At 64.7% G+C, this 20792-nt stretch carries 22 protein-coding genes; 19 read left to right on the forward strand and 3 right to left on the reverse strand.

Annotated elements, in window-relative coordinates:
- The first annotated feature begins 149 nt into the window (after positions 1–149).
- The 9 genes from motA to F624_RS0120750 all read left to right on the forward strand — a co-directional run bounded on the left by motA (position 150) and on the right by F624_RS0120750 (position 9484).
- Complete coding sequence (gene motA / locus F624_RS0120710; protein ID WP_019576265.1) at positions 150–1010, forward strand: flagellar motor stator protein MotA; 861 nt, start codon at positions 150–152, stop codon at positions 1008–1010.
- 25 nt (positions 1011–1035) lie between these two features.
- On the forward strand, positions 1036–1983 hold the full coding sequence (gene motB / locus F624_RS0120715) for a flagellar motor protein MotB (protein WP_019576266.1): 948 nt from the start codon (positions 1036–1038) through the stop codon (positions 1981–1983).
- A 60-nt stretch (positions 1984–2043) separates the two neighbouring features.
- Positions 2044–2430: a chemotaxis response regulator CheY gene (gene cheY / locus F624_RS0120720; protein ID WP_019576267.1), complete on the forward strand. Its 387-nt coding sequence runs from the start codon at positions 2044–2046 to the stop codon at positions 2428–2430.
- Between the two features lie 7 nt (positions 2431–2437).
- Positions 2438–3073 carry a protein phosphatase CheZ gene (locus F624_RS0120725; RefSeq protein ID WP_019576268.1) on the forward strand — a complete coding sequence of 212 codons (636 nt, stop codon included), beginning with the start codon at positions 2438–2440 and terminating at the stop codon, positions 3071–3073.
- 185 nt (positions 3074–3258) lie between these two features.
- Entirely contained in the window at positions 3259–4407 is a 1149-nt protein-coding gene (locus tag F624_RS0120730; protein ID WP_019576269.1) for an EscU/YscU/HrcU family type III secretion system export apparatus switch protein, read from the forward strand.
- Positions 4404–6488 carry a flagellar biosynthesis protein FlhA gene (flhA, locus tag F624_RS0120735; RefSeq protein ID WP_019576270.1) on the forward strand — a complete coding sequence of 695 codons (2085 nt, stop codon included), beginning with the start codon at positions 4404–4406 and terminating at the stop codon, positions 6486–6488. Before F624_RS0120730 ends, flhA begins: the two co-directional genes overlap by 4 nt.
- On the forward strand, positions 6485–7981 hold the full coding sequence (flhF, locus tag F624_RS0120740) for a flagellar biosynthesis GTPase FlhF (RefSeq protein WP_019576271.1): 1497 nt from the start codon (positions 6485–6487) through the stop codon (positions 7979–7981). The genes flhA and flhF overlap by 4 nt, the downstream gene beginning before the upstream one ends.
- On the forward strand, positions 7974–8768 hold the full coding sequence (locus F624_RS0120745; RefSeq protein WP_019576272.1) for a hypothetical protein: 795 nt from the start codon (positions 7974–7976) through the stop codon (positions 8766–8768). The genes flhF and F624_RS0120745 overlap by 8 nt, the downstream gene beginning before the upstream one ends.
- The gene (locus tag F624_RS0120750) at positions 8768–9484 is read left to right on the forward strand and encodes an RNA polymerase sigma factor FliA (protein WP_019576273.1); all 717 of its coding nucleotides are present in this window, start codon (positions 8768–8770) and stop codon (positions 9482–9484) included. Before F624_RS0120745 ends, F624_RS0120750 begins: the two co-directional genes overlap by 1 nt.
- Positions 9485–9581: 97 nt before the next feature.
- Here F624_RS0120750 and F624_RS0120755 read toward each other — a convergent pair whose 3' ends face one another.
- From F624_RS0120755 to flgA, 3 genes are all read right to left on the reverse strand, one after another.
- Positions 9582–9947 (reverse strand): hypothetical protein, encoded by a 366-nt coding sequence (locus F624_RS0120755; RefSeq protein WP_031255731.1) that lies wholly within the window; start codon positions 9945–9947, stop codon positions 9582–9584.
- Between the two features lie 33 nt (positions 9948–9980).
- The gene (flgM, locus tag F624_RS0120760) at positions 9981–10289 is read right to left on the reverse strand and encodes a flagellar biosynthesis anti-sigma factor FlgM (protein ID WP_031255734.1); all 309 of its coding nucleotides are present in this window, start codon (positions 10287–10289) and stop codon (positions 9981–9983) included.
- A 112-nt stretch (positions 10290–10401) separates the two neighbouring features.
- Positions 10402–11169 carry a flagellar basal body P-ring formation chaperone FlgA gene (flgA, locus tag F624_RS0120765; protein WP_031255736.1) on the reverse strand — a complete coding sequence of 256 codons (768 nt, stop codon included), beginning with the start codon at positions 11167–11169 and terminating at the stop codon, positions 10402–10404.
- A 190-nt stretch (positions 11170–11359) separates the two neighbouring features.
- On the opposite strand from flgA, the gene flgB reads away from it, so the two are divergent.
- From flgB to flgK, 10 genes are read left to right on the forward strand one after another with little or no spacing between them, the layout of a single operon-like run.
- Positions 11360–11815: a flagellar basal body rod protein FlgB gene (flgB, locus tag F624_RS0120770; protein ID WP_019576277.1), complete on the forward strand. Its 456-nt coding sequence runs from the start codon at positions 11360–11362 to the stop codon at positions 11813–11815.
- A gap of 28 nt (positions 11816–11843) precedes the next feature.
- On the forward strand, positions 11844–12251 hold the full coding sequence (flgC, locus tag F624_RS0120775; protein ID WP_019576278.1) for a flagellar basal body rod protein FlgC: 408 nt from the start codon (positions 11844–11846) through the stop codon (positions 12249–12251).
- Between the two features lie 24 nt (positions 12252–12275).
- A complete protein-coding gene (locus F624_RS0120780; RefSeq protein ID WP_019576279.1) occupies positions 12276–12992 on the forward strand; it encodes a flagellar hook assembly protein FlgD in 717 nt (238 codons plus the stop codon).
- Positions 12993–13027: 35 nt separating this feature from the next.
- A complete protein-coding gene (gene flgE, locus F624_RS0120785) occupies positions 13028–14293 on the forward strand; it encodes a flagellar hook protein FlgE (RefSeq protein ID WP_019576280.1) in 1266 nt (421 codons plus the stop codon).
- A 43-nt stretch (positions 14294–14336) separates the two neighbouring features.
- Positions 14337–15077, forward strand: coding sequence for a flagellar basal body rod protein FlgF (locus tag F624_RS0120790; protein ID WP_031255738.1), 741 nt, complete (start codon positions 14337–14339; stop codon positions 15075–15077).
- Between the two features lie 26 nt (positions 15078–15103).
- Positions 15104–15886, forward strand: coding sequence for a flagellar basal-body rod protein FlgG (gene flgG / locus F624_RS0120795; protein WP_027476397.1), 783 nt, complete (start codon positions 15104–15106; stop codon positions 15884–15886).
- Between the two features lie 44 nt (positions 15887–15930).
- Positions 15931–16641 (forward strand): flagellar basal body L-ring protein FlgH, encoded by a 711-nt coding sequence (locus tag F624_RS0120800; protein ID WP_019576283.1) that lies wholly within the window; start codon positions 15931–15933, stop codon positions 16639–16641.
- A gap of 20 nt (positions 16642–16661) precedes the next feature.
- Complete coding sequence (locus F624_RS0120805; protein ID WP_019576284.1) at positions 16662–17816, forward strand: flagellar basal body P-ring protein FlgI; 1155 nt, start codon at positions 16662–16664, stop codon at positions 17814–17816.
- Position 17817: 1 nt separating this feature from the next.
- Entirely contained in the window at positions 17818–18744 is a 927-nt protein-coding gene (flgJ, locus tag F624_RS0120810; RefSeq protein WP_019576285.1) for a flagellar assembly peptidoglycan hydrolase FlgJ, read from the forward strand.
- The gene (flgK, locus tag F624_RS0120815) at positions 18741–20759 is read left to right on the forward strand and encodes a flagellar hook-associated protein FlgK (RefSeq protein WP_019576286.1); all 2019 of its coding nucleotides are present in this window, start codon (positions 18741–18743) and stop codon (positions 20757–20759) included. The genes flgJ and flgK overlap by 4 nt, the downstream gene beginning before the upstream one ends.
- The last annotated feature ends 33 nt before the right edge of the window (positions 20760–20792 follow it).

A 20792-nucleotide genomic window follows, 5' to 3' on the forward strand; every position in this document is an offset into this window, starting at 1 on the left:
AGAAAGGCCCCGTTCCGGCCTCTGTTGCCCCCCTTAGCCCCGCAGCAATCCGATACATTTAGCGCTGTCAATGGTGCCATCCGCTCTGCAGCGGTTGGCACCAACCCGACCAACCGGCCCTGCCCAGCCGCAAAAACACCTGACCCCGCATGTTCGTCATCATCGGCTACGTCGTCTGCCTAGGCTGCATCTTTGGCGTCTACATTGCCCACGGCGGCAATATCGGCGTGATCTTGCATGCCCTGCCCTTCGAGATGATCACCATCTTTGGCGGCGCCCTGGGCGCCTTTGTGGTGAACAACCAACCCAAGGTGCTCAAAGCCACCATGAAGGCGCTGCCCGATGCGCTCAAGGGCTCGAAGTACACCAAGGCGCGCTACATGGAGTTGCTGACCATGCTCTATGAAATTCTTCAGAAGGCGCGCAAAGAGGGGCTGATGGCGATCGAAAAAGACGTCGAATCGCCGCACGACTCGCCCATCTTCAGCAAATTCCCGGTGGTGGGCCATGACCACCATGTGATCGAATTCACCACCGACTACCTGCGCATGATGGTGTCGGGCAACCTGAATGCCCACGAGATCGAAGCCCTGATGGACTCCGAAATCGACACCCACCACGCAGAAGCCCATGCCCCGGTGGCGGCACTGGGTCGCTTGGCGGGCGCCCTGCCGGCCTTCGGGATTGTGGCAGCCGTGCTGGGGGTGGTGAACACCATGGGCTCGGTGGGCCAGCCGCCAGCGGTTCTGGGAGGCATGATCGGCTCGGCACTGGTCGGTACCTTCCTGGGCATTTTGCTGGCCTATGGCGTGATGGAGCCCTTGGGCGGCCTGCTGGAGCAGAAGATGGAAGATGCGGCCAAGGAACTGCAGTGCATCAAGACCACCTTGTTGGCCAGCATGCAGGGGTACAACCCGACCACCGCGATCGAATTCGGGCGCAAGGTGCTGTTCTCGACCGACCGGCCCAGCTTCTCCGAGCTGGAATCCCACGTGCGCGGCAAGAAATAAATAACAGGCAGGCAACCGTTCTCCCATGGCAGACGCCAAAAAGCTACAGCCGATCATCATCAAGCGGGTCAAGAAGGGTGGCCACGCTGCGCACGGGGGCGCCTGGAAGATCGCCTACGCCGACTTTGTGACGGCCATGATGGCGTTCTTCCTGCTGATGTGGCTGCTGGGCTCGACAGCCAAGGGCGAGTTGCAGGGCATCGCCTCCTACTTTGCCTCCCCCATGAAGGTGGCCATGGCGGGTGGCTCCGGGGCGGGCAACAGCTCCAGCATCATCCCGGGCGGGGGCACCGACCTGAGCAAATCGGTGGGCCAGGTGATGAAAGCCGACCAAGCCGCCGATGCCAAATCGGCCGCCAAGAACCATCCTGAGGCTGTCCGCGCCGAACTGGCCAAGCAAGATGCCAAGCGCATGGCCAACCTGAAGAACAAAATTGAGGCGCTGATCACGGACAGTGTCAAACTCAACGAGTACAAGTCGCAGATCAAACTCGAGATCACCCCCGACGGGCTGCAGATCCAGATCGTCGATGACCAGAACCGCCCCATGTTCGACAGCGGCAGCGCGCTGGTCAAACCTTATATGCGCGACATCCTGCGCGAGATCGGCAATGCCCTCAACGGGGTGGAGAACCGCATCAGCCTGGCCGGCCACACCGATGCCGCACCCTATGGCAATGGCGAACGGGGCTACAGCAATTGGGAACTCTCGGCCGACCGGGCCAACGCCTCGCGCCGCGAATTGGTGTCAGCAGGCATGCCGGACGACAAACTGGCCCGGGTGGTCGGCTTGGCCGCCGTCGACCTGATGGACAAGAACAACCCTAGGGCGCCGGTCAACCGGCGCATCAGCATCACAGTGATGACGCGAGAGGCTGAAGAACGACTGTTGAGTTCAATAAAAGTGCCTCCCAACACAACAGAAACCGAGAACGGGAAAGAAACTGAGGTTTTGAGCGGAAAAAAACCTTAACATCCCGGTAGCGCTCCCAAAGACTTTTTACACAGAATTTCAAGATCGAAAGGGTCACCTGTGGCAAACACCCTTCGCTTTCTCATCGTCGACGACTTCTCGACGATGCGAAGAATCGTGCGGAACCTGCTCAAAGAAAGCGGGTACACCGAAGCTGACGAGGCCGAAGACGGCGTCGCGGCACTGAACAAATTGCGCAACAGTCGTTTTGACTTTGTGGTCACGGACATCAACATGCCGAACATGAACGGTTTCCAGTTGTTGGCCGAGATCAAGTCGGATGAAAAACTCAAGCACCTGCCGGTGCTGATGGTGACGGCAGAAGCCCGCAAGGAAGACATCGTGGCAGCGGCCCAAGGCGGGGCGGCCGGTTACATCGTGAAGCCCTTCACGAAAGCCACTCTCGAAGAGAAGGTGGCCAACATCCTCAAGAAAATGGGCCTGTGAGATCACCATGGATACCAGCGACTCCACCCAGTCTGCGAGCCATGGCGACGTCACAGACGTCCATCAAAAAATCGGCCACCTGACCCGGCAGCTGCACAACGCGCTCAACGAGTTGGGTTACACCGAGCGCCTGCGGGGCACCATGGGTGAACTGCCGGACGCCAAAAGCCGACTGCCTTACATCGCCCGCCTCACCGGTGAGGCCGCCGAAAAGGTGCTCAACCGGGTGGAGCTGGCCAAGAGCGAACAGGATGAGCTGGCCAGCGATACCCAGGCCGTGAAGGCCGCCCTGATCAAGGACCCGGTTCGGGCCGTGGCCAGCGGGCGCCTGCTCAACTACCTGGCGGATGTGGAAAAGCGCACCCGTGTAGCCGACAGCCATCTGACCGAAATCATGATGGCCCAGGACTTTCACGATCTGACCGGACAGGTGATTGCCCGCGTGGTCAGCCTGGCGGCCACCATCGAAGAGCAATTGGTGCAACTGGTGATACAGACAGCCCCCAACTCGGTGGCCCTGCAAACACCGGTCGCTGCGCCGCGTGAACATCTGGCCGGGCCGGTGGTCGACCCCGAGCACACAGCCGACATCGTCACCGACCAATCGCAGGTAGACGATCTGCTGGCCAGCCTGGGCTTCTGAACTTTCAGGGGCCCGCCGGACACAGGGCCACCCCCGGTGAGCGGGGGTGTCATTTTTGCCAGCCAAAGCCACGGGCACGAACAGCAGCCCGCCCTGCAGGGAACAAGCCAGAATGTCCCTGCTTTTCAGACTTTAGATTTTTCTGCGGGCTTTCAGAATGACGGTTACAGCCTCGTACCGTCACCATGGACAACCAAGACCGCCCCCTACCCGCCTCCCAGCGCAAGCTCAGCCAAGCGCGTGGTGATGGTCAGGCCTCGCGCTCCAAGGACCTGTCCCACATGGTGGTGTTGGGTGCCGGTGCCGCCGCCCTGTGGGTCATGACCCCTCCGCTGGTGCAACACCTCAAGCAGGCCCTGATCCAGCAACTGACCTTCAATGCCGAGACCCTGCTGCGGCCGGCCAACATGATCAACCAGCTGCAGCACATGACGGCCATCGCTGTCGGGGCATCGCTCTTGTTTGCGGCTGTCATCGCCTGTGCAGCCATCGCCAGTGAAGTGGCCTCGGGCGGCTGGGTCATGAGCTTCAAGCCCATGATGCCCGACCTGAGCCGCCTCAACCCGATCTCGGGCATGGGCAACCTCTTCTCCAAACAGCAGGTCGTCAACATCCTCAAGCTGACGCTGCTGTCGACCATCATGGGCTGGACCGGCTGGCACTACCTGTCCAACAGCTTCCAGGAAATCGCCTCTTTGCTGATGCAACCCTCCGCCGCCGCCGTGATGCACCTGGTCAACTGGATCGTCAAGGGCCTGTCGCTGCTGCTGCTGATCGTGTTCGCCGCGGCCGTGATCGATGTCCCGCTGCAAAAGCACTTCTTCATGGACAAGCTGAAGATGTCGCACGACGAAGTCAAGCGCGAAAACAAGGACGCCGAGGGCAACCCCCAGGTCAAGAGCAAGCTGCGCGCCAAGCAACGCGAAATATCGCATCGCCGCAGCATCTCCAACGTACCCAAGGCCGACTTCGTGGTGATGAACCCGACCCACTTTGCCGTGGCCCTGAAGTACGACGAAGCCACCATGGCCGCACCGCAAGTGATCGCCAAGGGTGCCGACCTGCTGGCCTTCAAGATCCGCGAAGTGGCCAACAGCCACTCGGTGCCGGTGCTGCAGTCGCCCATGCTGGCGCGCGCCCTGTACGCCCATGCCGAGCTGGACCAGACCATCCCCTCCAGCCTGTATGCCGCCGTGGCCCAGGTGCTGGCCTATGTCTACCGCCTCAAGGCCGCCATGCGGGGCCAGGGCCCGATGCCTCAGCAGCCCGATCCGCACGTGCCGCCTGAACTCGATCCGCTCAACAAGCCCACCCGGGCCGGAGCTGACGCATGAACGAACTGCTCAAAAACCTGCAACAACGCCTGGGCCCGCACGCCCACCTGATCCAGGGCCTGTCGGCCCCGCTGCTGGTGGTGATGATCCTGTCGATGATGGTGTTGCCCATGCCGGCCTGGCTGCTGGACACCTTCTTCACGCTGAACATCGCGGTGGCGCTGATGGTGATGATGGTGGCGGCCTACATGGTGCGCCCGCTCGACTTCATGGCCTTCCCCTCGGTGCTGCTGCTGACCACGCTGATGCGCCTGTCGCTCAACGTGGCCTCCACCCGGGTGGTGCTGCTGGAGGGCCACACCGGTGCAGGCGCGGCCGGCGCCGTGATCGAGGCCTTTGGCCACTTCCTGATCGGCGGCAACTTTGCGGTCGGTCTGATCGTGTTTGCCATCCTGGTGGTGATCAACTTCGTGGTGGTGACCAAGGGTGCCGAGCGGATTGCCGAAGTGTCGGCCCGCTTCACCCTGGACGCCATGCCCGGCAAGCAGATGGCGGTGGACGCCGACCTCAATGCCGGCCTGATCGACGAAGCCGAAGCGCGCCGCCGCCGCCTCGAAGTGGGCGAAGAAGCCAACTTCTTCGGCGCCATGGACGGTGCCTCCAAGTTTGTGCGTGGCGACGCCATGGCAGGCATCCTGATCCTGCTGATCAACATCGTCGGGGGTTTCACGGTCGGCATGGTGCAGCACGACCTGAGCGCCGGCCAGGCTGCCAATTCGTACATCCTGCTGGCCGTCGGTGATGCGCTGGTGGCGCAGATCCCGGGCCTGCTGATCTCGGTGGCCGCAGCCATGGTGGTCTCGCGTGTGGGCAAGGAACACGACGTCAGCAATCAGATCATGAGCCAGATGCTGGGCTCGCCCCGTGTGCTGGGCATCACCGCCGCCATCCTGATGCTGCTGGGCATCGTGCCGGGCATGCCCCATGTGGTGTTTCTCAGCATGGGCTCGGCCATCGGCTACGGCGCCTGGCGCCTGTCGCGCCGACTGGAGCGCGAAAAGAACGTGCCCCCGCCCCCGCCACCCGCCACCAACGATGGCGAGGCCAGCTGGGACGATCTGCAGCCCATCGACCTGCTGGGGCTGGAGCTGGGTTACCGCCTGATCTCCCTGGTGGACAAGAAGCGCCAGGGCGACCTGCTGACCCGCATCAAGGGCGTGCGCCGCAAGTTCGCCCAGGAAGTGGGCTTTCTGCCCCCGGCCGTGCACGTGCGCGACAACCTCGAACTCAAGCCCAGCGCCTACCGCATCACCCTGCGCGGCGTGATGGTGGGCGAAGGCGAAGCCTTCCCCGGCATGTTCCTGGCCATCAACCCGGGCGGCATCACCACCCCCTTGATCGGCACCGCCACCACCGACCCGGCCTTTGGCCTCCCAGCACACTGGATCGACGATCGCCAGAAGGAAGCGGCGCAAATGGCCGGTTTTACCGTGGTTGATTCAGAAACCGTGGTGGCCACTCATTTGTCACACTTGATGCAAACACAGGCCGCCAGGTTGTTGAGCCGCACGGAGACCCAGCAACTGGTCGAGCATGTGGGCAAACTGGCCCCGAAACTGATTGAAGAAGTCGTCCCCAAAATGGTCACCATCGCCAACTTCCAGAAAGTGCTGCAGCTGCTGCTGGAAGAGGCTGTGCACATCCGGGACATCCGCACCATCATCGAAACCCTGGCCGAGTACGCCGGCACCATCACCGACCCGGTCGAGCTGGCCCGCCGCGTGCGCATTGCCCTGTCGCCGGCCATCGTGCAACAGATCTATGGCCCGGCGCGTGAACTCAACGTCATCGCCATCGAACCCGGCCTGGAGCGCCTGCTGGTGCAGGCCCTGGGCAACAACAACGGCACCGCCCTCGACCCGGGCGTGGCCGACGCGCTGACCCGCAGCGCCGCCGAAATCGCCAACAAGCAAGAAGAAATGGGCCTGCCCGCCTGCTTGCTGGTCCCCGATCAGATCCGCGGTGCGATGGCTCGCCTGGTGCGCCGACTGGCGCCCCGCATGCAAGTCCTGGCGCACAGCGAAATCCCTGAAACACACACGATCCGCATTGGTCCCATCCTGAGAGGTGCCGCATCATGAACATCAAGCGCTTTCACGCCGCAACGTCCCGCGAAGCACTGGCCAAGGCACGAATGGCTTTTGGTGAGGGCACGCTGATCCTGTCCAACCGCCCCACCGCCAATGGCGTCGAGGTGATGGCCACCGGCGAAGACGCCCTGTCGGCCCTGGAACAGCACACCGAAGGCGGCCCCTCGCAAGGCCACGGCCTGACCCAGGTGCCCGGCTCCAGCCTGAGCCGCAAGCTGGCGACCATGAACCCGCCCGAGCTGGGCCCGCGCGGCGTGCGCGAAGACACCGCCGAACTGGCCATGAGCACCCTGTCCTTCCAGGACTATGTGCGCGAACGCATGCTGCGCCGTCGTCAGGAGGCCATGGCCGCCGAAGACAATGCCCCCATGGCCCCGCGCACCCAGCGCGAGATGCCCGCCCCGGCCCCCAAGGACATCCAGCCGATCGCCTTCAAGAAGGCCCCGGCCCCGCGCCCCGCCGTCACCCGTCCGGTGTTCGAAGACGTCACCCCGTCCCGTGCCAAGGCCCCGGTGGCCCAGGCCGCAGCCCCGGCCGTGAACCAGCAAGGCATCGTCAACGAGCTGCAGGCCATGAAGGAGCTGATCGAAGAGCGCTTCAACACCCTGGCCTGGCTGGGCCAGGCCAAGCAGGACCCGATCCAGTCCAACCTGATGCTCAAGATGATCCGCGCCGGCTACTCGCCCGCCCTGGCCCGTGCCATCCTGGAGCGCCTGCCCGCCGAGACCGGCCCGGCTGAAGCCGTGCGCTGGCTGATGGAGGTGCTGGAGCGCAACCTCAAGACCGACGCCGACAGCTACCCGCTGTACGAAGAAGGCGGCATCTTTGCCCTGGTGGGCGCCACCGGTGTGGGCAAGACCACCACCGCCGCCAAGCTGGCCGCCCTGTGCGCCCGTGTGCATGGCCCCGGCAGCGTGGGCCTGATCACGCTCGACACCTACCGCATCGCCGCACACGAACAGCTGCGCACCTACGGCCGCATGCTCGGCGTGGTGGCCCACCTGGCCCACGACCGCGCCGCTCTGCAAGACCTGCTGGGCCTGCTGGGCAACAAGAAGATGGTGCTGATCGACACCACCGGCCTGGCCCCGCGCGATCCGCGCAAGCGCGAGATGCTCGACGTGCTCGATCTGCCCGGCATCCAGAAGCTGCTGGTGGTCAACGCCGGCAGCCACGGCGACACCATCGATGACACCCTGTCGTGCTTCAAGACCACCGGCGTGCAACAGACCATTCTCTCGAAGGTGGACGAGGCCGTGAAACTGGGCCCGGCGCTCGACGCCCTGATCCGCCACCAGGTGGTGCTGCGCGGGGTCACCAATGGCCAGCGCGTGCCTGAAGACTGGGAAGCCGCCGACGCCGGCAAGCTGGTGCGCGCCTCCATGCGCACCCCGGGCAAGTCGGCCTTCGACCCCAAGGCCGTCGACCTGAACTACTTCTTCTCGAACAGCAACATGGCCGTTTCGGAGAGTGCCCATGTTTGAAGCGGGTCTTGACCAAAGCGCCGGCCTGCGCCGGCAGATGCCCCAGCCGGTGCTGCGTCTGGTCCCGGTGATCCGGCACAGCAGCGGCGAGGCCGAACTGCGGCTGCTGTGGCAGCTCTGCCAGGGCTTCGTCGAACAAGGCCTGTCGGTGGCGGTGCTGGACACGGACAGCCTCGAAACCGAAGAGGCACCGGGCCTGCAGCAGATCCTCGTCGACCAGTGCAGCCCCTCTGAAGTGGCCGACCTGGAACTGCCCTGGACCATCGTGCCCGCAGCCCTGGGCTGGCATGAGCTGACGCGCAGCGGCCAGCTCGATGCCCACGCTCGCGCAAGCCTGGGCGAGCACTTCAGCCCCTTCGGCATGCTGCTGGTCTATGGCAGCGCCGCCCGGCTGGGCCCGGCGCTGGCCAGCACGGGCGTGCGCCCCCTGGTGCCCGTCGCCCCCGAGCCGCGCCACATGCTCAGCGCCTACCAGGCGATGAAAGTGTTGATGGAGCAGGCCTTGCTGATGCCGTCGGTGGCCGTCATGGTGACGGAACCCACACAAAACATGGTGATGCGCGCCTTGCAGGCCCGCAAAACACTGCAGAATTGCTTCACCCGTCACATGGGTTGCTACCTCGATTCAATGACAGTAAAGTCTTTCACTGACGATGAGGTGGCAGGGCGCGACATCCAGATGCTGGCCCTGCGACTGATGGAGAATGCGATTCCCCTTGGCGCAGCCCCGGCCTCCCTGCTTCACCGCCCCGCAGACGAAGAGGTTCAATTGGTTCGGAGCCACTGATGTACACGGCAAAAGGTCAGCTCAACCGGGACGCCCTGCTCAAGCAGTACGTGCCCCTGGTGCGCCGACTGGCGCACCACATGATTGCCAAGCTGCCCCCCAACGTGGAGGTGGACGACCTGATCCAGGTTGGCATGATCGGTCTGACCGAGGCCCTGACACGCTACCAGGCCAGCCAGGGCGTGCAGTTCGAGACCTTTGCCACCCAGCGCATCCGCGGCGCCATGCTCGATGAGCTGCGCGAAGGCGACTGGATGTCGCGCGGTTCGCGCAAAAGCCAGAAGGACATCGAGCACGCCGTGCACCGGCTGGAGCAGAAGCTGGGCCGCAGCCCGATCGAATCCGAAATCGCCGCCGAGCTTGACATGAGCCTGGGCGACTACCAGAGCCTGCTCGGCAAGGTGCGTGGCACGCAGTTGGTCTACATCGAAGACATGACCGGCGGACACGACGACGACGACAGCTTTCTCGACCGCCACGTGGCCGACGAAGACGCCAACCCGCTTGAACTGCTGCGCAACCAGCGCCTGCGCCAGTCCCTGGTCAGCGCCATCGAAGGCCTGCCCGAGCGCGAGCAGTACATCATGAGCATGTACTACGAGCAGGACATGAACCTCAAGGAAATCGCCGCCGTGCTGGGCATCACCGAATCGCGCGTGTGCCAGTTGCACAGCCAGTCGATCGCCCGGCTGCGCGCCAAGATGCGCAGCCACTGAGGCGGCACCCAGCCCTCTTTCAGGCCACGCGCGTGGCGCAACGACGCATCAGGCCTGGCCTGAGCGGGCTCACAACAGCCCGCGCGTCATCGAATTCTCAGGATTTATAGGCTTTGGTCAGGCCCGCAGGGCCCCGACCCAGGGATTTGCCGTAGGTGGCCCCGTCGCCCGCACGGGGCAGCAGCGTGGTCACAGCCCGTTCTGCATGCACCGCCAAACGCTGCAGACTCTCCCGCAGCACGGCCAATCGAGCGCTGATGGCTTGCATGCGCTGGTTCAGCTCCGGGCTTCTGTCCTGCGCCGTGGGCAGAGCAATCCGGGTCAACTGCAGGGTGACATCACGCAAGGCCTGCGAACTGGCCTCCAGCTGATCAGGGTCTTGCCCACCCAAGGCTTGGGCGATCGCGTCCAGCTGCACCTCCACACCGGAGAGCAAGGCGTCAAACGCAAGCCGATTCGTCACCGCGATTCCAATTCAAGTTAAGTAAGCATGTGCTTACTGAGAAGCTCCACGCTGCAGGACTTCCTGCGCGTTGGACAACAGTTTGTCTGCGATCGCACCGGCGTTCACCTTGTAGGTGCCGTTGTCGATGGCCGAGCGCACTGCGTTGACCTTGTCCATGTCGATGTCACCGTCGGTCGAACCCGACCCCAGTGTCTGAGCCAGGCTGGACACCGAAACCGAGGTTCCCGTGGTCGAGTTGCTGGGCTTCTTGACCGGAGGGGCCGCCGACCCCTGACCTGTGACTTGCGTCCCTGTTGATGTGAGTGCAACAGGGATGTCTGGCGTTTGACCAATTTTCATCGTTCTCTCCAAGACCCCTATTGATGGAGTACCGTGGCCTTTTCTTCGACCTGCGGCAGAGAAACTTTAGCCCAATTGTCAAAATCGCCTGAAAAAAGAGTGCAGAAGACCTTCAGATCTCAACCTGAACGGTGTTTCGATCCAACACCGTGCCATTCATGATACGGCCGTTCTCCATGCGAACGCGGACCAACTGCCCCACCACCCCTGCACCCAGGGCCTGGCCATCGGCCGTGACCTGAAACCCCGGGCCTTGGGCCACCACGCGCACCTGGGTGCCCGCAGCGAAGGCCTGCGGCGGCTTGACCATGGACTGGCGCAACGCCTGCCCTGGCAGCAGCATGCGAGCAGCCACCTGACCCACCCACTGCGCAGGGTCGGACACGATGGCGGCGTTCTCGGCCGCCCAGTCGACCTCAGCCTCCATCGCGTCACCGGGGTTGAGCACGGCGCCCGAAGCCACATTGCCCTTGAGAACCCAGCCCGGCCCGTAAGCCTTGACCTGCACCGGCAGGAACACATTCCAGCGCACAGCCCCATCGGTGCAGCGCAAACCCAGGCGGGTTCGCCCCCACAGGCGCTGCCCCGCCGGCAGATAGGGCTCCACCTTGGCGCAGGGCGCCAGGCGCAGACGTTCATCGAGCGAGCCCACCACCACCTCCATGCGCAAAGGCATGGCCTGGGTGGACTGGCTGCGCGCCAGTTCCTGGTCGATCCATTGCTGGGTCAGGCGGGTGGCCTCGCTGTCCAGATTGGCCTGCGCCCCGGCCGGGGCACTCCAGGCCCCCAGCAGCAGGCCGGCCAGGGGCAGCACACAGGCGGCCAGCCGTTGCAGACAGCTGCGGGTGACTCGGGGGCTGAGGGCTGGGGATGGGTTCATGGCGTTCTCCGGACACGGCCTGACGGCCTTTTGACACGGCAACTGTAGGGCGCGGCCCCGGCACGGATCGATCAAACAACAGGCCTTTCCGCGGCTTCATCGGCTGATCGGCAACAGGCCGGATTTCCATAATCGACAGCAACCCGGAGAACCCACCGCCACCCAGACCGCCAACCCCGCGAGACCCGACATGCTCAACAAGATCACCCAACCCATCGACTTTCAGGCCAAGGCACTGTCCCTGCGCTCCGAACGTCAACGGACGATCGCGAGCAACATCGCCAACGCGGACACCCCCGGCTACGTGGCCCGTGACTTCAAGTTCGCCGATGCCATGCGTGACATCAACGCCATGTCGGACCTGACGCTGAAGATGAGCCCGTCGGGCGACGCCGCAGCCAGTGCCGGCAGCGCCGCCGCCGCGGCCGGCATGAGCCAGCCCGGGCACATCCCGCTGCCTGTGTTGTCGACCACCTCGCTGCAACAGGGATACACCGTGGCCTCGCAACCCGCCATGGACAACAACACGGTGGACCTGGACCGCGAACGCGCCAACTTTGTCGACAACTCGGTCCGCTACGAGGCCACGCTGCGTTTCATCAATGGCTACACCAAGACCATTCTGAGCGCCATCCAGGGCCAGTGAACGGCTGAACTGAACAGGAAAGACCACCATGTCGATGTTCTCGATCTTCAACGTCTCCGGCAGCGCCATCAGCGCGCAGTCGCAGCGCCTCAACGTGGTGGCCAGCAACCTGGCCAACGCCGATGCCGTGGCCGGACCCGATGGCCAGACCTACAAGGCCAGACAGGTGGTGTTCCAGACCGTGCCCATGGCCGACAACGGCACCACCGCCGGGGTCAAGGTCACCTCCATCACCGAAAACAACACCCCGGGCCGCAAGGATTTCGACCCCTACCACCCGATGGCCGATGCCGAGGGCTTTGTCGCGCACTCCAACGTGAACCCGGTGGAAGAGATGGTCAACATGATCTCGGCCTCGCGCGGCTACCAGAACAACGTGGAAGTGATGAACACCGCCAAGTCATTGCTGCTCAAGACCCTGCAAATGGGTTCCTAAACACCGGCCAACAGGACTTTCACCATGACCATCTCCTTTGACGCCACCAACGGCTACTCGTACGCCACCAGCACCGGGGCCAAGGCCACCAGCGGAACGTCGAGCAGCACCAGTGCCAATGGCATCAACACCACCAGCGCGGCCGACCAGCAAGACCGCTTCCTGAAGCTGCTGGTGGCCCAGATGACCCACCAGGACCCGATGAACCCGGTGGACAACGCCCAGATGACCTCGCAGATCGCACAGATCAACACCGTCACCGGCATCCAGCAGCTCAACACCACCATGCAGACCATGGCCAGCCAGTTCTCGTCCATGCAGCTGATGCAGGGGGGTGGCCTGATCGGCCATGAGGTGCTCACGGCAGGCGACACCATGACGATCACCGCCGGCACAGGCACAAGCGCAGGCAAGGCCACCGCCACCGGCACCTTCGATCTGCCCAGCAATGCCGCCGATGTGAAAGTGCAGATCACCGACGCCAGTGGCTCGCTGGTGGCCACGGTGCCCATGGGCACCCAGAGCGCCGGTCGCCACGACGTGACCTGGGATGCCTCTTCCTACAAGGGCACCGGTCCGTTGAAGTTCTCGGTCACGGCCAAGAACGGCAGCGCCAGCGTCACCCCCACCACCTACTCGCACGACGTGGTCAGCTCAGTGGGCACCAGCAACGGCGCCCTGGCCATCTCGCTGCAAAACGGCGGCACGGTGAGCTACGACAAGATCGTTTCGGTCTATTGATCCACGTCCCCCCTCTCGCATCCAAGGAGCACAACATGGGCTTTCAAGCAGGACTCTCGGGACTCAACGCCTCTTCCAAGGGCCTTGACGTCATCGGCAACAACATCGCCAACGCCAACACCTACGGCATGAAGGCCTCGCGCGCCGAATTTTCGGAGCTTGTCTCTTCGGCCATCGGGGTGTCGGGCGGCGACAACGCAGGCATCGGCGTCACCGTGGGCGCCGTGTCGCAGCAGTTCTCGCAGGGCACGCTGAACATCACCGGCAACAACCTCGATGCCGCCATCAACGGCAATGGTTTCTTCCAGTTGCAGGAGGCCGATGGTTCTGCCGGCTATACGCGGGCCGGCAACTTCAAACTCGACAAGAACGGCTACATCGTCACCAACAACGGTGCCAAGGTGCTGGGCTACCAGACCAACCCCACCACCGGCAAGCCCCTGAGCACCAGCCCCACCCCGCTGACCCTGCCCACCTCAGGCTCGATCGCAGCCAAGGCCACGGCCGACGACACCAGCACCTCGCCCACCACCTACGGCGCCACGGCCAAGTTCAACCTGCCGGCCAACGCCACGGTGGACACCACGCTGACCGCAGCCGACCCCCTGCTGGGCCAGTACAGCACCACCTTCAATGCCTACGACTCGCTGGGCAACACGGTGCCGGTCTCCGTCTACTTCCAGAAGACCGCCACGGCCGGCACCTGGAACGTCTACACCAAGACCGACACCGGCGCGATCACCGCCGCCACCCCGGCCACCCTGAAGTTCACCGCCAGCGGCGCGCTGGACACCACGGTGGCGGGCAACGGCCAGATCGCCATCAGCGGCCCGGCCACCCCGGCCGATGGGGCCAACCAGGTGCAGTTCACCCTGGATCTGACGGGCACCACCCAGTTCGCCTCGGCTTTCGCCACCAACAACGTGGCCCAGACCGGCTATGCCGACGGCAAGCTCACGGGCGTGAAGATCGGTGCCGACGGCACCCTGACGGCCAGCTATTCCAACGGCACCACCCAGTCGGCCGGTCAACTGGCCCTGGCCAGCTTCCGCAACAACCAGGGCCTGATGCAGGTCAATGGCGGCGACTGGAAGGAAACCTTCGCCTCCGGCCCACCCACCCAGGGCACCCCTGGCAGTGGCAACTTCGGTGCCCTGCAGGCCGGCGCCCTGGAAGAGTCCAACGTCGACCTGACCCAGGAGCTGGTCAACATGATGACGGCGCAGCGCTCGTACCAGGCCAACGCCCAGACCATCAAGACCGAAGACCAGATCATGAACACCCTGGTCAACCTGCGCTGATCCTGACGTCAGCGCTGCCACCCCGCCCCCCTGAGAGCCCACCATGGACCGTTTGATCTACACCGCGATGACGGGCGCCAACGCGGCCACGCAGTTGACCAGCGTGCTGTCCAACAACCTGGCCAACGCCTCCACCAACGGCTTTCGGGCCGAGATGACGGCGTACCGCTCGGTGCCTCTGGAAGGTTCGGGGGCCAGCACCCGGGTGTTCGCCCTGGAAACCACCACCGGTTACAAGAACAGCGCCGGCCCAGCCCAGCGCACCAACAACACCATGGATGCCATGACCCAGGGCAACTCATGGTTCTCGGTTCAAGGGCTCGATGGCACCGAGGCCTACACGCGCAACGGCGCCATGCAGATCTCGTCCACCGGCACCCTGGTCAACACCGCCGGCCTGCCCATCCTGTCAGACGGGGGGGCCCCCATCGACGTACCGCCGAATGCCGAACTGTCAATCGGCAACGACGGCACCATCTCGGCCAAGACCGCCGGACAGCCGCCCAACACCCTGGGTCGGCTCAAGCTGGTCACGCCCACGGCGGACGACCCCTTGCGCCGCGGCGCGGACGGCCTGTTCCGTGCCGCCTCCGGCAACCCGCTGAACGCCGACGCCACCGCCAAACTGCAGACCGGCGCCCTCGAAGGCTCCAACGTGAACTCGGTCGAAGCCATGGTCGGCCTGATCCAGGCCGCCCGCCAGTTCGAAAACAACATGAAATTGCTGACCAGTGCAGAGAGCAACGACAAGGCCGCCAGCCAGTTGCTCAACGTGCAAGGTTGAGCCGACAGCGCACCAGGAGAACCCTCATGATCAATTCGCTCTGGATTTCAAAGACCGGCATGGAAGCCCAGCAAACCCAGCTGGACGTGATTTCCAACAACCTGGCCAACGTCTCCACCAACGGTTTCAAGCGCGCCAACGCCGTGTTCGAAGACCTGATGTACCAGAACCTGCGCCAGGTCGGCTCCAACAGCACCGAACAATCGCAACTGCCCACCGGCCTGCAAGTCGGCCTGGGGGTGCGCACCGTGGCCACCGCCCGCTCCTTTGCCCAGGGCAGCATGCAGCAGTCGGGCAATTCGCTCGATGTGGCCGTCAAGGGCAATGGCTTCTTCCAGGTCACCATGCCCGACGGCACCATCGGCTACACGCGAGACGGCTCGTTCCAGCTGGATTCGCAAGGCCGCCTGGTCACCTCGGCCGGCCTGCCCATCGCCAACGGCATCACCATCCCGGCCACAGCCCAAAGCGTGTCCATCAGCGCCGACGGCGTGGTCACCGCCACCATCCCCGGCAACACGGCGCCCCAACCCATGGGCACCATTGCCCTGGCCAACTTCGTCAACCCCGCCGGCCTGGAGCCCAAGGGCGGCAACCTGTATGCCGAGACGGCCGCCTCGGGCCAGCCCGCCACCGGCACCCCGGGCGCCAACGGCCTGGGCACCGTGATGCAGGGCTTTGTCGAAACCTCGAACGTGAACATCGTGCAAGAGCTGGTCAACATGATCCAGACCCAGCGCGCCTACGAAATGAACTCCAAGGCGGTGCAGACCACCGACCAGATGCTGCAAAAGCTCAGCCAGATCTGAGTCTGAGCCTGCGCCAAGCCCTCTGCCCCGCCTGAAGGACTGCCATGAACACCCCCCTTTCCGCCCTGGCCCGCCGGCCCACCCTGCGCCTGACCCTGCTCGCCTGCGTGGCCGCCCTGTGCACCGCCTGCGAAACCCTGGCGCCCGTGCCCAAGGTCGATGTGCTGCCCACCACCCCACCCGACCTGGCCCCCATGGCCCACGCGGCACCCGCCTCGGCCGGCAGCCTGTTCCGCACCTCGGCCTACCGCCCCGCCTTCGAAGACCGGCGCGCCCGTCTGGTGGGCGATGTGGTCACCGTCCAGATCGTCGAGAGCGTGACGGCCAGCACCAAGGTGTCCACCGACACGGCGCGCAAGTCCAACACCTCGTCGGGAATCTCGGCCTTCCCGTTCCTGTCCAGTTCCACGGCCGGCAAGCTCAACCTGGGCGCCACCACCGACAACACCTTCTCCGGCAAGGGCGATGTCGAAGCCGCCAACACCTTCACCGGCACCATCACCACCACCGTCATCGACGTGCTGCCCAACGGCCACCTGGTGGTCAGTGGCGAAAAGCAGATCGGCCTGAACCAGACGGTCGACGTGATGAAGTTCTCGGGCACGGTCGATCCGCGCTCGCTGCAGCCGGGCTCCATCGTGGCCTCCACCCAGGTGGCCAATGTGCGCATCCACTCGCGGGGCCGCGGCGGCGCCGACGAAGCCCAGACAATTGGCTGGTTGTCCCGATTCTTTTCGACGCTTAGCCCGTTCTGAAAGCTCCCAGAATGTGAAGCATGAACTCCATGCTCGCATTCACAAGCGCCAGGCCAGACGCCCGCCCCTGGGTCCGCGGCTTGGCGACCCTGGTTCTGATCGCCCTGGCCCTGACCGGCCTGCCCGCCCAGGCGGTGCGCATCAAGGAAGTGGCGGCCATCCAGGGCGTGCGCAGCAACTCGCTGACCGGCTATGGCCTGGTGGTGGGGCTGGATGGCACGGGTGACCAGACCACCCAGATGCCCTACACCACCCAGAGCCTGTCCAACTACATGCAGCAACTGGGCATCACCCTGCCCGCCGGCTCGGCCCAGTTGCAACTCAAGAACGTGGCCGCGGTGATCGTCACCGCCCAGCTGCCGGCCTTTGCCCAGCCCGGCCAGACCATTGACATCAACGTCTCTTCCATCGGCAACGCCAAGTCGCTCAAGGGCGGCACCCTGGTCACCACCCCGCTGCGCGGTGTGGACGGCGAGATCTACGCCCTGGCCCAGGGCAACCTGGTGGTGGGCGGCGCTGGCGCCTCGGCCGGCGGCAGCAAAGTGCAGATCAACCACCTGAGCGCGGGTCGCATCCCGGGCGGCGCCCAGGTCGAACGCTCGGTGCCCACCCCGCTGCAGGATGGCGACACCATCAGCCTGGGCCTGAACGCCTCCGACTTCCAGACCGCCCGCCACGTGGCCGCGGCCATCAACAACAAGCTGGGCAATGGCATCGCCCGCGCCCTGGACGGCCGCACCGTGCAGGTCAAGGCGCCCAACGACCCCAATGCCCGGGTGAACTTCATCGCCGATCTGGAAGAGCTGTCGATCGAATCCATGGTGCCCGCCGCCAAGGTGGTGATGAACACGCGCACCGGCTCCATCGTGCTCAACCAGGCCGTGACCCTGGGCCCTTGCGCCATCGCGCACGGCAACCTGTCGGTCACCATCAGCTCGACCCCGGTGATCAGCCAGCCCAATGCCCTGTCGGGCGGCCAGACCGTGGTGGCCCAGAAAGCCGATATCCAGATCAAGCAGGATCCGGGCATCATCATGAACCTGCCGGCCTCGCCGCAACTGGCCGATGTGGTGCGCGCCCTCAACGCGTTGGGCGCCACCCCGCAGGACCTGCTGGCCATTTTGCAAGCCATCAAGGCCGCAGGGGCCCTGAACGCGGAGCTGGAGGTGATCTGACATGGCACTCTCGCCGCTGGTCAACAACCAGCTCGCCACGGACTCGAGGTCGCTCGACAACCTCAAGCTCCAGGCCGGGCAAAAAGATCCTGCCGCGATCCAGGAGGCGGCCAAGCAGTTCGAATCGCTGTTCATGCGAGAGATGCTCAAGAGCATGCGCGAGGCCACGATGAAGTCAGGCATGCTCGACAGCGCCCAGGAGAACATGGGCACCGACATGCTCGACCAGCAGTTCTCGGTGCAAATGTCGGGCAAGCCCGGCGGCCTGTCCGACCTGATTGCCAAGCAGTTGTCGCGCCAGATGGGCGTGCCCGAAACCCCGGCCTTCGAGACCCCCAGCACGCTGTCGCTGGGCAACCGCATGAGCGGCGTGCTGCCCGGCAAGTCGCAGGGCGCCGCCCCGGCCTCGGCCACGTCAACGACCCCGGTCAAGACCACCGCCAGCCAGGCCGCCTTCGTGCAACGCCTGCAGGGTGCCGCCGCCAAGGTGGAGCAGCAAAGCGGCATTCCGGCCAGCTACATGCTGGGCCAGGCCGGCCACGAGACCGGCTGGGGCAAGCACGAGATCAAGAACGCCAACGGCAGCCCCTCGTACAACCTGTTCGGCATCAAGGCCGGGCCGGGCTGGACCGGCAAAGTGGCCACCGTGACCACCACCGAGTACGTGAACGGCGAGGCCCGCAAGACCACCGCCAAGTTCCGCGCCTACGACAATTACGAGCAATCGTTCCAGGACTACGCGAAGCTGATCAACCAGAGCCCGCGCTACGCCAACGCCCGCCAGCAGACCGGCTCGGTGGTCGCCTTTGCCAACGAACTGCAGCGCGCCGGCTACGCCACCGATCCGTCCTACGCCAGCAAGCTCAGCAAGGCCATCAACACCACGCAGCAACTGCAGCGCAACCAACCCTGGCGAGGTGTCGCATGAGTGGCGGCCTGCTCAACCTGGGCGCACGCGCCCTGATGTCCAACCAGGTGGCCCTGCAGGTCACCGGCAACAACATCTCCAACGTCAACACGGCCGGCTACTCACGCCAGACCGCGGTGATGAGCGCGGTGCAAGGCGACTTCACCGGCAGCGGCTACATCGGCAAGGGCGTCGAAGTCTCGACCGTGCAGCGTGTGTACGACGAGTTCCTGACCAAGCAGGCCACCGCCACCGCCTCCATCAAGTCGCTGGACGCCGCACGGGCCGACAAGGTGTCGCAGATGGAGAACATCTTCCTGGGTGGCACCAATGGCCTCGGGCAGGCCATCAACAACACGATCAACGCCTTCTCTGACGTGGCCAACGCGCCCACCGACCTGACTGCCCGCACCGTGGCCATCACCCAGGCCCAGGAAATGGCTTCGCGCTTCCAGAGCGCCAGCACCCAGCTCAGCGACCTGCAGCAGAACACCCAGCTGCAGCTCAAGGATGACCAGACCGTGATCAACTCGCTGGCTCAGCAGCTGGCCAGCCTGAACGCGCAGATCTCCTTCGCCCAAAGCTCGGGCCAGCCGCCCAACGACCTGCTGGACAAGCGCGACAACCTGCTCACCCAGCTCAACCAGAAGGTGCAGACCACCACCGTCAAGGTGAACGACGGCACCCTCAGCATCTTCCTGGCCAACCAGCCCCTGGTACTGGGGGCCCAGGCCGCGACGGTGAACTTCACCCAGCCCAATGAATTCCCGGGCGATGGCAACACACTCAAGCTCAAGATCACCCAGGCTGGCAACGGTCAGACCACCGAGGTCGACGAGAACACCCTGGGCGGTGGCGAGGCCGTGGGCCTGCTGCGCTTCCACAACACCGACCTGGCGGAGGCGCGCAACCTGCTGGGTCGCATGGCAGTGGCGGTGACCACCGACATGAACGAGCAGCACTTTGCCGGTGTGGACCTGAACGGCAACACCGGCAAGGCCTTGTTTGCCCCGATCACCATGACCGCCATCGCGGGCGCCAACAACAGCGCGCCTGCGGCGGCACTGGGCGCCTATGTGGCCAACGACCAGACCCTGGACGTTGCCACCTACTCCATCACGCTGGGGGCCCCCTCCGGCGGCAGCCCGACCATCGCCAAAGTGATTGCCAACACGGCCAACGGCCCCATCGACGTCACCAGCAGCATGGTCACCACCGCGGGGCCACCGCCCTCCTACACCGTGGGCGGCCTGTCCATCAATGCCCTGCCCAGCAGCGCCGGTGGTGCCGCCGGCGACACCTTCCTGCTGCGCCCCTATGACACGGCCGCCAGCGCCATGAGCGTGGCCCTGTCGTCCCCCGCATCGCTGGCGGTGTCCAACCCGGTCGTGGCCACACCGGCAGCGGCCAACCAGGGCACGCTGTCTGTCAAGACGATCGCGGCCTCTCCGGCATCGCCCGCCAGCTGGGCCTTGCAGACGGGCAGTCCGGCCAGCTACTACAGCAACAACGCCAACCTGAACGACACGGTGCAGATCACCTTCACCAGTGCCAACCAGTACAACGTGGTGGACACCACCACCAGCACCACCCTGGCCACGGGTGCCAGCTACACGCCGGGCCAGCCCATCAGCTGGAACGGCTGGAACCTGACCCTCAACGGCACGCCGCAGACCGGCGACAGCGTCACGGTGAAGCAGCCCACCACGGGCATCCAAAAGAATGACGGCGGCAACGCCAAGTCCATGCTGGGGCTGTCCTCGCGCAGCGTCACGGCCGACAAGACGCCGATGTCGGACCTGTACGCCGGCCTGATGGCCCAGATCGGCGTTCGGGCGCAAAGCGCCCAGTACGCGGCCGATGTGTCAGGCTCGATCGCAGCCAACGCCGAAGCCGCGCGCACCTCGGTCTCGGGCGTCAATCTGGACGAAGAGGCCGCCCACCTGCTTCAATACCAGCAGGCCTACCAGGCTTCGGCCAAGATCGTGTCGACCGCCCAGAGCATTTTCGACACCCTGTTGCAGGTCATGCGCTGACCCAACCCACTGAGTGGCTGAAAGGCAGACACC

The organism is Curvibacter lanceolatus ATCC 14669 (assembly GCF_000381265.1).
Taxonomy (GTDB): domain Bacteria; phylum Pseudomonadota; class Gammaproteobacteria; order Burkholderiales; family Burkholderiaceae_C; genus Curvibacter; species Curvibacter lanceolatus.